The 12921-nt window shown below is 66.3% G+C and carries 9 protein-coding genes; 6 read left to right on the top strand and 3 right to left on the bottom strand.

All coding sequences use genetic code 11. From position 1 onward, the window contains the following. Positions 1–5: 5 nt before the first annotated feature. The 3 genes from ACK6C6_RS15485 to prpR form a co-directional block, all read right to left on the bottom strand. A complete protein-coding gene (locus ACK6C6_RS15485) occupies positions 6–1178 on the bottom strand; it encodes a PLP-dependent aspartate aminotransferase family protein (RefSeq protein ID WP_209588748.1) in 1173 nt (390 codons plus the stop codon). Next, entirely contained in the window at positions 1175–2554 is a 1380-nt protein-coding gene (locus tag ACK6C6_RS15480) for a cystathionine beta-synthase (RefSeq protein WP_209588747.1), read from the bottom strand. Before ACK6C6_RS15480 ends, ACK6C6_RS15485 begins: the two co-directional genes overlap by 4 nt. A 270-nt stretch (positions 2555–2824) precedes the next feature. After that, positions 2825–4429, bottom strand: a complete 1605-nt coding sequence (prpR, locus tag ACK6C6_RS15475) for a propionate catabolism operon regulatory protein PrpR (RefSeq protein WP_409268030.1) — start codon at positions 4427–4429, stop codon at positions 2825–2827. 161 nt (positions 4430–4590) lie between these two features. Here prpR and ACK6C6_RS15470 point away from each other — a divergent pair, with 161 nt between their 5' ends. The 6 genes from ACK6C6_RS15470 (at position 4591) to prpF (ending at position 12815) form a co-directional block, all read left to right on the top strand. After that, on the top strand, positions 4591–4935 hold the full coding sequence (locus ACK6C6_RS15470; RefSeq protein ID WP_409268029.1) for a DUF485 domain-containing protein: 345 nt from the start codon (positions 4591–4593) through the stop codon (positions 4933–4935). After that, positions 4932–6593, top strand: a complete 1662-nt coding sequence (locus ACK6C6_RS15465) for a cation acetate symporter (protein WP_209588744.1) — start codon at positions 4932–4934, stop codon at positions 6591–6593. The genes ACK6C6_RS15470 and ACK6C6_RS15465 overlap by 4 nt, the downstream gene beginning before the upstream one ends. A 207-nt stretch (positions 6594–6800) precedes the next feature. Next, positions 6801–7691, top strand: a complete 891-nt coding sequence (prpB, locus tag ACK6C6_RS15460) for a methylisocitrate lyase (protein WP_036216332.1) — start codon at positions 6801–6803, stop codon at positions 7689–7691. A gap of 23 nt (positions 7692–7714) precedes the next feature. After that, entirely contained in the window at positions 7715–8875 is a 1161-nt protein-coding gene (prpC, locus tag ACK6C6_RS15455) for a 2-methylcitrate synthase (protein WP_409268028.1), read from the top strand. 8 nt (positions 8876–8883) lie between these two features. Continuing rightward, a complete protein-coding gene (acnD, locus tag ACK6C6_RS15450) occupies positions 8884–11490 on the top strand; it encodes a Fe/S-dependent 2-methylisocitrate dehydratase AcnD (protein ID WP_409268027.1) in 2607 nt (868 codons plus the stop codon). A gap of 125 nt (positions 11491–11615) precedes the next feature. After that, positions 11616–12815: a 2-methylaconitate cis-trans isomerase PrpF gene (prpF, locus tag ACK6C6_RS15445; RefSeq protein WP_209588739.1), complete on the top strand. Its 1200-nt coding sequence runs from the start codon at positions 11616–11618 to the stop codon at positions 12813–12815. Positions 12816–12921: the final 106 nt, after the last annotated feature.

Raw genomic sequence — 12921 nt, 5'->3', positions numbered from 1 at the left:
CCGCGTCAGATCGCGGCCAGTGCCCGGCGCAGGTCCTCGCGCTGGTCTTCCAGGTGCTCGATGCCGACCGACAGGCGGATCAAGCCGTCGCCGATGCCAAGCTCGGCGCGCTGCTCGGCCGGGATGCTGGCGTGGGTCATCAGGGCAGGGTGCTCGATCAGGCTCTCGACGCCGCCCAGGCTCTCGGCCAGGGTGAACACCTCGCAGGCTTCCAGGAAGCGCCGGCTGCCGGCCAGGTCGGTGGCCAGGTCGATCGACACGATGCCCCCGAAGCCGTTCATCTGGCGCCGCGCCAGCGCGTGCTGCGGGTGCGATTCCAGGCCCGGATAGAACACCTTGCGGACCTTCGGCTCGTGCTCGAGCCACTGGGCCAGCGCCAGCGCGTTGGCGCTGCTGCGCTCCACCCGCAGGGCCAGGGTCTTGATCCCGCGCAGTACCAGGAAGCTGTCGAACGGACCCTGGATGGCGCCCACGGCGTTCTGGATGAAGCCGAGCCCCTCGGCCAGGGCCGCATGGCGCTCCTCCCTGCCGACCACCGCCACGCCGCCGATCACGTCGGAATGGCCGTTCATGTACTTGGTGGTCGAGTGCACCACGATGTCGAAGCCGAGTTCCAGCGGCCGCTGGACAATCGGGCTGGCGAAGGTGTTGTCGCACACGGTGATGATGCCGCGCGCGCGGCACAGGGCCGCGATGGCCGCCAGGTCGGCCAGCTTGAGCATCGGGTTGGTCGGCGTCTCCACCCACACCAGCCTGGTTTCGGGCGTGAGCGCCTTGCCGAGCGCGTCCGGATCGGTCAGGTCGGCGTAGGCGAAGCTGTGGCCGGCGCTCTTCCTGCGCACGCGCTCGAACAGGCGGAAGGTGCCGCCGTACATGTCGTCGCCGGCCACGATGTGCGAGTTCGCCGGCAGCAGTTCCAGCACCGCCGCGATCGCGGCCAGGCCGGAGGCGAAGGCGAAGGCCGCGCTGCCGCTTTCGATGTCGGCCACGCAGCGCTCCAGGGCCCAGCGCGTCGGGTTGTGCGAGCGGCCGTAGTCCAGGCCCTTGTGCACGCCCGGGCTCTCCTGGCGGAAGGTCGAGGTGGCGAAGATCGGCGGCATCACGGCGCCGGTAGCAGGCTCCGGCGCCTGGCCGCCGTGGATCACGCGGGTGGCAATGTGTTTTTTCTGGTCCGTCATGAAAGAGTCCTACGAAGGTGGTTGAGCAGGTCGTAGCGCGTGACCAGGCCGTAGAAGCGTTCGCCGTCGTGGATCACGGCGGTCAGCCCGCGGTCGAGGATCTCGCGCAGGTGGCCCATGCTGGCTGTCGGCAGCAGGGTCTGGAGCGAGGAGGTCATCGTGCTCGACACCGGTGCGCTGAAATGCTTGGGTTCGGCGCTGACGTGCAGCAGCAGGTCGGATTCGTCGATCAGGCCGGCCAGCCGGCCCTTGTCGTCGATCACGGGCAGCTGCTGCAGGTCGGCGTTGCGCATGCGGTTGAAGGCGGTAAGCAAGGTGTCGGAGGGCGATACCGTGACCACTTCGCCCTCGTCGTAGCGGCGGCCGATCAGGTCGCGCAGGTCGCCCGTCTTGGGGCGCGTGATCAAGCCCTGGTCGACCATCCAGCCGTCGCTGTACACCTTGCTCAGGTAGCGGGTGCCGGTGTCGCACACGAATGTAACGACGCGTTTCGGGCGGGTCTGCTCGCGGCAGTAGCGCAGGGCGGTGGCCAGCAGGGTGCCGGTGGACGAGCCGGCCAGGATGCCTTCCTGCTGCAGCAACAGGCGCGCGGTGCCGAAGCTTTCCTCGTCGGGGATGGTGTAGGCCTTCTTCACCCGCGACAGGTCGGCGATGCCGGGGATGAAGTCTTCGCCGATCCCCTCGACCGCCCAGGAACCGGCATCAGTGCGCAGCACGCCCGTGTTGACGTAGTCGGCCAGGATCGAGCCCTGCGGGTCGGCCAGCACGAATTCGAGGTTCGGCTGGGTCTTCTTGAAATAGCGCGACAGGCCGGTGAGGGTGCCGGAGGAGCCGACCCCGACCACGATGGCATCGAGCTTGTGGTTGACCTGGTCCCAGATCTCGGGACCGGTCGTGGTTTCGTGGGCGCGCGGGTTGGCCGGGTTGTTGAACTGGTCGGCGAACCAGGCGCCGGGGATCTCCCTGGCCAGGCGCGCCGCAACATCCTGGTAGTACTCGGGATGGCCCTTGCCGACGTCGGAGCGGGTCAGGTGGATCTCGGCGCCGAGCGCCTTCAGGTGCAGGATCTTCTCGGCCGCCATCTTGTCGGGGACGACCAGCACCACGCGGTAGCCCTTAATGCGCGCCACCAGGGCCAGCCCCAGGCCGGTATTGCCGGCGGTGGCCTCGACCACGGTGCCGCCTGGCTCCAGCAGCCCGTCGTGCTCGGCCTGCTCGATCATGGCGCGGCCGATGCGGTCCTTGATGGAGCCGCCGGGATTCTGGGATTCGAGTTTCAGGAACAGCTGGCAGGGACCGGTGTCGATCCGGGTCACTTCGATCAGGGGGGTATCGCCGATCAGGGAAAACAAAGCCGCTTGCGACGCATGTTGCATAGTGCCTCCGTCAGGCCGGGCAGGGCCCGGGCGGTGCGCCGCTTCATGGGCGGACGCTAGTCGAAGAGCTGGCGCTTGCTCGTATCAATGGGCGCCAGGCCATGTAAAAAAGTCATGATACGGCGATAATTTAACACGGTGTTGATCCAGCGCGGGGTGGGTCTTGTAGGGTGGACGGGTTTCCCGTCCGCGCGTTCAACTCCCCCTGGTATAGCTGCTTCGTCACTGTTCATGAGAAATTTGAACGCGCGGACGGCGAAGCCGTCCACCCTACGGGTTCTCACTTCTCAAGCGCCGCCACAGGGTCGTACGGCTGATGCCCAGATGCTTCGCTGCCGCATCGCGCTGGCCGTTGAAGCGCGCCAGCACCGCCGCAATGCTCTCGGTATCGGCCTCCGGCGTGGGCGCAGGCACCGTCGCCGCTTTGTTTAGTTCAGGGGCAATCGATACCAGGAAACTCGGCGTCAGCGCCTGCAGCGGCTCGGCCGCCAGGAACAGCGCCAGCCGCTCCATCAGGTTGCGCAGTTCGCGCACGTTGCCGGGCCAGCCGTAGGCTTCCAGCACGGAGGCGCAGGCCCGCATCTCGGCGTGCAGGTTCGGGTGCGGTCTGGCGCCCAGCGCCGCCAGTGCGTTCTTGAGCGACCATTCCCCCAGAGGCACGATATCCGCGACCCGTTCGCGCAGCGGCGGCAGGCTAAGTCGCAGCACCGCCAGCCGGTAGAACAGGTCGGCGCGGAAGCGTCCCTCGCGCACGCGCGCTTCCAGGTCGCAGTGGGTGGCGCTGATCACGCGCACCTCGATCGGCACCGGCCGCGTACCGCCCACGCGCATCACTTCGCGCTCTTCCAGCACGCGCAGCAGGCGCGTCTGCAGGCCAAGCGGCATCTCGCCGATCTCGTCGAGGAAGAGGGTGCCGCCGTTGGCCGCCTCGAACAGGCCGGCGTGGCCGCCGCGGCGCGCGCCGGTAAAAGCGCCTTCCTCGTGGCCGAACAGTTCGGATTCCAGCAGCGATTCGGCGATCGCGCCGCAGTTCACCGCCACGAAAGGACGGTTGGCGGCGCGCGCCGGGCCCTCGCGGTGGATGGCCTGCGCCACCAGTTCCTTGCCGCTGCCGGTCTCGCCCTGGATCAGCACCGTGGCCGGCGAGCGCGCGTACAGCACCACGGTCTGGCGCAGGCGTTCCATCGCGTTCGACTCTCCGCGCAGGTCGTGCAGGCCGCGCCGTGCACGGCGCGCATCGGCGCCCGCGATGCGGCGTCCGCGGCTCGCTTCCAGGTGGGTCAGGCGCGCCATCTCGAGTGCGTCGTCGAAGGCCTGGCGGATCGAGGCGGCCGAGTACAGGAACACCCCGGTCAGGCCCGCTTCCTCGGCCAGGTCGGTGATCAGGCCGGCGCCGACGATCACCTCGACCCCAAGCGCCTTCAGTTCGTTGAGGGAGGCGCGCGCATCCTCTTCGGTCACGTAGGTGCGCTGCGCGATCGCGATGCCGAAGGTGTCGGCGAACTCGGCCAGTTCGCGCAGCGGCGCCTGGTAGGTGATCACGCCGATGCGCCGGGACACGCGGCGGGCGCGCGCCAGGGCCTGCATCACGTCGAAGCCGCTGGCCTTGGCCACCACCACCGGCACCGAGATCCGGCCCTTGAGGTAGGCGGCGTTCGAACCGGCGGCGATCACCACGTCGCAACGCTCGGTCGCGAGGCGCTCGCGCAGCGTGCGCGCGGCTTCGTCGAAGCCGAGGTGGACCGGTTCGATCGTCGCCAGGTGGTCGTACTCGAGGGTAATGTCGCGGAACAGGTCGGACAGGCGCGATACCGATACGGTCCAGATGACCGGCTTGTCGCCGCCGTCGCTGTGGCTGCGTGTGGATGGACTCATGCGGCAAGTGTAGCCGATTCCATGCGCCTGTCTTGAACTTGCAGGGGCAGCCGCTGTCAGTTACGCGTAAGCCAGCGTAAGAATGAGGTAAGGGCGCACCCGTAGGATTGGATCCAGCCCTGAATACCAGGCATCACCAGAATAGATAACAGGAGACACAAGTGGATCAAGACATCGTTCGGCGGGTCAAAGCCGACCCCAACTATCGCAAGCTGGTCACGAAGCGTTCGCGCTTCGGCTGGATCCTCACCTGGAGCATGATGGTCGTGTACTACGGCTTCACCCTGCTCTGCGCCTTCGACAAGGAATTCATGGGTAGCCGCATCGGCGACGGCGTCATGACCTGGGGCATTCCCCTGGGCCTGTTCGTGATCCTGTTCACCATCGTGGTCACCGCCATCTACGTGCGCCGCGCCAACAGCGAGTACGACCAGCTGACCGACGCCATCAAGGCTAACGTGGCCGGCGGCAACGGCAGCGGCAGCGGAAAGAAGGTGGCGGCATGAAGGCCCTGAACCGTTCTTCCGTCGCAGCTGCGCTGCTGCTCGCCAGCGGCGCCGCCCTGGCCGCGCCCGACCTCGGCCAGGCCACCAAGCAGGCCACCAACTGGACCGCGATCAGCATGTTCGCGCTGTTCGTGGTGGCGACCCTGTTCATCACCAAGTGGGCCGCCGCCAAGACCCGCTCGGCCTCCGACTTCTACACCGCCGGCGGCGGCATTTCCGGCTTCCAGAACGGCCTGGCGATCGCCGGCGACTTCATGTCGGCGGCAAGCTTCCTCGGCATTTCTGCCGCCGTGTTCCTGGACGGCTTCGACGGCCTGATCTACGCGATCGGCTTCCTGGTCGGCTGGCCGGTCATCACCTTCCTGATGGCCGAGCGCCTGCGCAACCTGGGCCGCTACACCTTCGCCGACGTGGCCGCCTACCGCTTCCATCAGAAGCCGATCCGCGTGTTCGCGGCTTCCGGCACCCTGGTGGTGGTAGCTTTCTACCTGATCGCGCAGATGGTCGGCGCCGGCCAGCTGATCAAGCTGCTGTTCGGCCTGGAATACTGGATCGCCGTCGTCATCGTCGGCGTCCTGATGATGGTCTACGTGCTGTTCGGCGGCATGACCGCGACCACCTGGGTGCAGATCATCAAGGCGGTGCTGCTGCTGTCGGGCGCTTCCTACATGGCCTTCGCGGTGCTGGCGCAGTACAACTTCAGCCCGGAACAGCTGTTCTCGGCCGCCACCGAGGTGCACGCCAAGGGCGATTCCATCATGGGCCCGGGCACCTTCCTGAAAGACCCGATCTCGGCGATCTCCTTCGGCATGGCGCTGATGTTCGGCACCGCCGGCCTGCCGCACATCCTGATGCGCTTCTTTACCGTCCCGAGCGCGAAAGAGGCGCGCAAGTCGGTGCTGTGGGCCACCACCTGGATCGGCTACTTCTACATCCTCACCTTCATCATCGGTTTCGGCGCGATTGTGCTGGTCGGCACCAACCCGGCCTTCAAGGATGCGGCCGGCAAGCTCCTGGGCGGCAACAACATGGCGGCGGTGCACCTGGCCAATGCCGTGGGCGGCGACATCTTCCTGGGCTTCATCTCGGCGGTGGCCTTCGCGACCATCCTGGCGGTGGTGGCCGGCCTGACCCTGTCGGGCGCCTCGGCGGTGTCGCACGATCTGTACGCCACCGTGTTCAAGAAGGGCAAGGCCAACAGCGCCGACGAACTGAAGGTCTCGAAGATCACCACCATTGCGCTCGGCGTGATCGCGGTGCTGCTCGGGATCGCGTTCGAAAAGCAGAACGTCGCCTTCATGGTGTCGCTGGCCTTCGCCATCGCGGCCTCGGCCAACTTCCCGGTGCTGTTCATGTCGGTGCTATGGAAGGATTGCACCACCCGCGGCGCCACCGTGGGCGGCTTCCTGGGCCTGGCCACCGCGGTCGTGCTGACCCTGGTGTCGAAGTCGGTGTGGGTCGACGTGCTCGGCAACGCCACCGCGATCTTCCCCTACACCTCACCGGCGATCTTCTCGATGGCGGTCGGCTTCTTCGGCATCTGGTTCTTCTCGGTGACCGACAAGAGCCCGCGCGCCGCGATCGACAAGGCCGGCTTCGAAGCGCAGGAAGTGCGTTCGGAAACCGGGATTGGTGCGGCGGCGGCAAGCGCACACTAAGCGCCTGCGCCTGGACCAAACCCCGCTGCGGCGGGGTTTTTTTGTTGCTACAATGTTTCATTTTGCGTTTCATGTTTCGTTTCGTTGAAACAAATGAGCTGTGGAAGCTGCGCCAAGTCCTTGATCCATAAGGAATGTCGGACTGGCACGCCACTTGCATTGGCAAGTGGGTATTCGATCAACGCATCATTCGAAAGGTTTAAAGGCATGAGCCACCACTCCGCCGGCGCCGCGTTCCGCAAGGCCGTCCAGGAAGAATCCCCGCTGCAGGTCATCGGCGCCATCAACGCCAACCACGCGCTGCTGGCCAAGCGCGCCGGCTACCGCGCCATCTACCTGTCGGGCGGCGGCGTCGCCGCCGGCTCCCTGGGCCTGCCGGACCTCGGTATCTCGGGCCTGGAAGACGTCCTGATCGACGTGCGCCGCATCACCGACGTATGCGACCTGCCGCTGCTGGTCGACATCGACACCGGTTTCGGCGCCTCGGCCTTCAACGTCGCGCGCACCGTGCGCTCGCTCATCAAGGCCGGCGCCGCCGCCTGCCACATCGAGGACCAGGTCGGCGCCAAGCGCTGCGGCCACCGTCCGGGCAAGGAAATCGTCAGCAAGGACGAGATGGTCGACCGCGTCAAGGCCGCCGCCGACGCGCGTACCGATGAGGACTTCGTGATCATGGCGCGTACCGATGCGCTGGCCGTGGAAGGCCTGGACGCCGCCATCGAGCGCGCTATTGCCTGCGTGGAAGCCGGCGCCGACATGATCTTCCCCGAAGCCATGACCAGCCTGGAGATGTATAAACAGTTCGCCGATGCCGTGAAGGTGCCGGTGCTGGCCAACATCACCGAGTTCGGCGCGACCCCGCTGTTCACGCTGGACGAACTGCGCAGCGCGAATGTCAGCATCGCCCTGTACCCGCTGTCGGCTTTCCGCGCCATGAACAAGGCGGCCGAGAATGTCTACAACGCGATCCGCCGCGACGGCACCCAGCAGAACGTGCTGGACACGATGCAGACCCGCGCCGAACTGTACGACCGCATCGACTACCACAGCTACGAACAGAAACTGGACGCGCTGTTCGCCCAGAAGAAGACCAAATAATTCAGCCTCAGGAGATTCCACGCATGAGCACCCAGAACAACGAGACCCCAACGTTCAAGCCGAAGAAATCGGTGGCCCTGTCCGGCGTTGCCGCCGGCAATACCGCGCTGTGCTCGGTCGGCAAGACCGGCAACGACCTCCACTACCGCGGCTACGACATCCTGGACGTCGCCACCACCTGCGAATTCGAAGAGATTGCCTACCTGCTGGTGCACGGCAAGCTGCCGACCCAGGCGGAACTGAAGGGCTACAAGGCCAAGCTGAAGTCGTTGCGCGGCCTGCCGCAGGCGGTCAAGAGCGCGCTGGAAGCGCTGCCGGCCGGCGCCCATCCGATGGACGTGATGCGTACCGGCGTGTCGGTGCTGGGCTGCACGCTGCCGGAAAAGGACGACCACAACGTCCCGGGCGCGCGCGACATCGCCGACCGCCTGATGGCCTCCTTCGGCTCGATGCTGCTGTACTGGTACCACTTCAGCCATAGCGGCAAGCGCATCGACGTGGAAACCGACGACGATTCGATCGGCGGCCACTTCCTGCACCTGCTGCACGGCGAAAAGCCGCGTGACTCCTGGGTGCGCGCGATGCACACCTCGCTGATCCTGTACGCCGAGCACGAGTTCAACGCCTCGACCTTCACCTCGCGCGTGATCGCCGGCACCGGTTCCGACATCCACTCGGCCATCACCGGTGCGATCGGCGCCCTGCGCGGCCCGAAGCACGGCGGCGCCAACGAAGTCGCGCTGGAGATCCAGAAGCGCTACGAGAACGCCGACGAAGCCGAGGCCGACATCCGCAACCGCGTGGCCAACAAGGAAGTCGTGATCGGCTTCGGCCACCCGGTCTACACCATCAGCGACCCGCGCAACGTGGTGATCAAGGAAGTGGCGCGTACGCTGTCGCAGGAAGCCGGCTCGATGAAGATGTTCGATATCGCCGAGCGCCTGGAATCGGTGATGTGGGAAGTCAAGAAGATGTTCCCGAACCTGGACTGGTTCTCGGCTGTCTCGTACCACATGATGGGCGTGCCGACCGCCATGTTCACGCCGCTGTTCGTCATCTCGCGCACCTCCGGCTGGGCCGCGCACATCATCGAGCAGCGCATCGACAACAAGATCATCCGCCCGAGCGCGAATTACGTGGGTCCGGAAGACCTGCAGTTCGTGCCGATCGCGGATCGAAAGTAAGCTGGATCATGAACACCAATCACCGCAAACCCCTCCCGGGCACCTCGCTGGACTACTTCGACACGCGCGCCGCGGTCGAGGCCATCCAGCCCGGCGCCTATGACACGCTGCCCTACACCTCGCGCGTGCTGGCCGAAAACCTGGTCCGCCGCTGCGACCCGGCCAGCATGCTAGATGCCCTCAAGCAGATCATCGAACGCAAGCGCGACCTCGACTTCCCCTGGTTCCCGGCGCGCGTGGTCTGCCACGACATCCTGGGCCAGACTGCGCTGGTCGACCTGGCCGGCCTGCGCGACGCCATCGCGGAGCAGGGCGGCGACCCCGCCATGGTCAATCCGGTGGTCCCGACCCAGCTGGTCGTGGACCATTCGCTGGCCGTCGAGTGCGGCGGCTTCGACCCGGACGCCTTCGCCAAGAACCGCGCCATCGAGGACCGCCGCAACGAAGACCGCTTCCACTTCATCGAGTGGACCAAGAAGGCCTTCCAGAACGTCGACGTGATCCCGCCGGGTAACGGCATCCTGCACCAGATCAACCTCGAGCGCATGTCGCCGGTGATCCAGAGCGAAGCCGGCGTGGCCTATCCGGACACCCTGGTCGGCACCGACTCGCACACCCCGATGGTCGACGCCCTGGGCGTGATCGCCATCGGCGTGGGCGGCCTGGAAGCCGAGAGCGTCATGCTGGGCCGCGCCTCGTACATGCGCCTGCCCGACATCGTCGGCGTCGAGCTGACCGGCAAGCCGCAGCCCGGCATCACCGCCACCGACATCGTGCTGGCGCTGACCGAGTTCCTGCGCAAGTCGAAAGTGGTCTCGGCCTACCTCGAGTTCTATGGCGAAGGCGCGTCCAGCCTGACCCTGGGCGACCGCGCCACCATCTCGAACATGGCGCCGGAATTCGGCGCCACCGCCGCGATGTTCTACATCGACGAGCAGACCATCAAGTACCTGCGCCTGACCGGCCGCGAGGAAGAGACCGTGCAGCTGGTCGAGGCCTATGCGAAGGAAGCCGGCCTGTGGGCCGACAGCCTCAAGACCGCCCAGTACGAGCGCGTGCTGTCCTTCGATTTGTCGTCCGTGGTGCGCAACATCGCCGGTCCGTCGAACCCGCACAAGCGCGTGCCGACCTCGGAACTGGCCGAGCGCGGCATCGCCGCCAAGGTCGAGAACGAGCCGGGCCTGATGCCGGACGGCGCCGTGATCATCGCGGCGATCACCAGCTGCACCAACACCAACAACCCGCGCAACATGATCGCGGCCGGCCTGATCGCCCGCAACGCCAACCGCGCGGGATTGATGCGCAAGCCTTGGGTCAAGAGCTCGCTGGCGCCGGGTTCCAAGGCCGTGGCCCTGTACCTGGAAGAGGCCGGCCTGATGCCGGAGCTGGAAAAGCTGGGCTTCGGCGTGGTCGCCTTTGCCTGCACCACCTGCAACGGCATGAGCGGCGCGCTGGATCCGCTAATTCAGCAGGAGATCATCGAACGCGACCTGTATGCGACCGCCGTCCTGTCGGGTAACCGCAACTTCGACGGCCGTATCCACCCCTACGCCAAGCAGGCCTTCCTGGCTTCGCCGGCGCTGGTGGTGGCTTATGCGATCGCCGGCAGCATCCGCTTCGACATCGAGAAGGACGTGCTGGGCGTGGACGCTTCCGGCAAGGAAATCCGCCTGGCCGATTTGTGGCCGTCGGACGACGAGATCGACGCCGTGGTGGCGCAGGCCGTCAAGCCGGAGCAGTTCCGCAAGGTCTACACGCCGATGTTCGCGCGCGTCGTGGACGACGGCGAAAAGGTGAGCCCGCTGTACGACTGGCGCCCGCAGAGCACCTACATCCGCCGTCCGCCGTACTGGGAAGGCGCATTGGCCGGCGAGCGCAGCTTGGCCGGCATGCGTCCGCTGGCGGTCCTGGGCGACAACATCACCACCGACCACCTGTCGCCGTCGAACGCGATCCTGCTGGATTCGGCCGCCGGCGAATACCTGGCGAAGATGGGCCTGCCGGAAGAAGACTTCAATTCCTACGCCACCCACCGCGGCGACCACCTGACCGCGCAGCGCGCCACCTTCGCCAACCCGACGCTGAAGAACGAGATGGTCCGTGACGCAATGGGCAACGTGAAGGCCGGTTCGCTGGCGCGCATCGAGCCGGAAGGCACCGTGACGCGTATGTGGGAAGCGATCGAGACCTACATGGAGCGCAAGCAGCCCCTGATCGTGATCGCCGGCGCCGACTACGGCCAGGGCTCGTCGCGCGACTGGGCGGCCAAGGGCGTGCGCCTGGCGGGCGTGGAAGCGATCGTGGCCGAAGGCTTCGAGCGCATCCACCGCACCAACCTGGTCGGCATGGGCGTGCTGCCGCTCGAGTTCAAGCCGGGCGTGAACCGCCTGACGCTCGGCATCGACGGCACCGAGACCTTCGACGTGCTAGGTGCGCGTACCCCGCGCACCGACCTGACCTTGGTGATCCACCGCAAGAACGGCGAGCGCGTCGAGGTCCCGGTGACCTGCCGCCTCGACACCGCCGAGGAAGTGGCGATCTACGAGGCGGGCGGGGTGCTGCAGCGCTTCGCGCAGGATTTCCTGGAATCGTCTGCTCCAAAAGCAGCCGCATAACCGCAAACATGATTTGACCGCGTGGGCAGGGAACCTGCCCACCCTACGGGTATCGATTCTCGTAGGGTGGGCGGGTTTCCCGCCCACGCGGTCGACGATCATTTGAGCATCCGTTAAGGGTACCTATGCCACACACCCCCCAAATCAAAATCCCCGCCACTTATATGCGTGGCGGCACCAGCAAAGGCGTGTTCTTCCGCCTGCAAGACCTTCCCGAAGCCGCGCGCGTGCCCGGTCCGGCGCGCGACGCGCTGCTGTTGCGCGTGATCGGCAGCCCCGACCCCTACGGCAAGCAGATCGACGGCATGGGCGGCGCCACCTCCAGCACCAGCAAGGCCGTGATCGTCGCCAAGAGCGACAAGGCCGACCATGACGTCGACTACCTGTTCGGCCAGGTCTCGATCGACAAGCCTTTTGTGGACTGGAGTGGCAACTGCGGCAACTTGTCCTCGGCGGTCGGCTCGTTCGCCATCGCCAGCGGCCTGGTCGACCCGGAACGCGTGCCGCAGGACGGCATGGCGACTGTGCGCATCTGGCAGGCCAACATCGGCAAGACCATCATCGCCCACGTCCCGGTCACCAAGGGCGAGGTGCAGGAAACCGGCGACTTCGAACTCGACGGCGTGACCTTCCCGGCGGCCGAGGTGCAACTGGAGTTCCTCGACCCGGCGGCCGAGGAGGAGGGCGCCGGCGGGTCGATGTTCCCGACCGGGAACCTGGTCGACGAGCTGGACGTCCCGGGTGTCGGACGGCTGCAGGCGACCATGATCAACGCCGGCATCCCGACCATCTTCGTCAATGCCGAAGCGATCGGCTACACCGGTACCGAGCTGCAGGACGCCATCAACGGCGACCCGCGCGCGCTGGCCATGTTCGAGACCATCCGTGCCCATGGCGCCCTGCGCATGGGGCTGATCGACAGCATCGAGGAAGCGGCCAAGCGCCAGCACACGCCCAAGGTGGCCTTCGTGGCGAAACCGGCGAACTACGTCTCCTCGAGCGGCAAACAAGTGAACGCGGGCGACGTCGATCTCCTGGTGCGCGCGCTCTCGATGGGCAAGCTGCACCACGCGATGATGGGCACGGCCGCGGTGGCGATCGGCACCGCGGCCGCGATCCCCGGCACCCTGGTCAACCTGGCAGCCGGCGGCGGCGAGCGCAGCGCGGTGCGCTTCGGTCATCCGTCCGGAACCCTGCGGGTGGGGGCGGAGGCGGTGCAATCGAAGGGCGAATGGAGCGTCGCCAAAGCGATCATGAGCCGCAGCGCACGCGTGCTGATGGAAGGCTGGGTGCGCGTCCCGGGCGATTATTTCGAAGAAGCTTGAAGTAAATCGCCTACATGATTGATGGGCCGTAACAACACGGCCCATCTTTTGTGTCTCTTAGTTTTGGAACAAGAAGGCTTTGTGGTTTATGATTTCTAACTGGCAA

Origin of the sequence: Massilia sp. BHUDP2 (assembly GCF_046236355.1) — a bacterium.
In the GTDB taxonomy this organism is placed as follows: Bacteria; Pseudomonadota; Gammaproteobacteria; order Burkholderiales; family Burkholderiaceae_D; genus Telluria; species Telluria varians.
Note: the sequence above shows the minus strand (reverse complement) of the source record. Positions and strands in the feature narration are given on the sequence as shown.

What these genes read in the sequence shown, in the direction of transcription:
- ACK6C6_RS15485 (WP_209588748.1), bottom strand. Translation starts at nt 1,178, where the DNA reads ATGACGGACCAGAAAAAACACATTGCCACCCGCGTGATCCACGGCGGC.
- ACK6C6_RS15480 (WP_209588747.1), bottom strand. Translation starts at nt 2,554, where the DNA reads ATGCAACATGCGTCGCAAGCGGCTTTGTTTTCCCTGATCGGCGATACC.
- prpR (WP_409268030.1), bottom strand. Translation starts at nt 4,429, where the DNA reads ATGAGTCCATCCACACGCAGCCACAGCGACGGCGGCGACAAGCCGGTC.
- ACK6C6_RS15465 (WP_209588744.1), top strand. Translation starts at nt 4,932, where the DNA reads ATGAAGGCCCTGAACCGTTCTTCCGTCGCAGCTGCGCTGCTGCTCGCC.
- prpB (WP_036216332.1), top strand. Translation starts at nt 6,801, where the DNA reads ATGAGCCACCACTCCGCCGGCGCCGCGTTCCGCAAGGCCGTCCAGGAA.
- prpC (WP_409268028.1), top strand. Translation starts at nt 7,715, where the DNA reads ATGAGCACCCAGAACAACGAGACCCCAACGTTCAAGCCGAAGAAATCG.
- acnD (WP_409268027.1), top strand. Translation starts at nt 8,884, where the DNA reads ATGAACACCAATCACCGCAAACCCCTCCCGGGCACCTCGCTGGACTAC.
- prpF (WP_209588739.1), top strand. Translation starts at nt 11,616, where the DNA reads ATGCCACACACCCCCCAAATCAAAATCCCCGCCACTTATATGCGTGGC.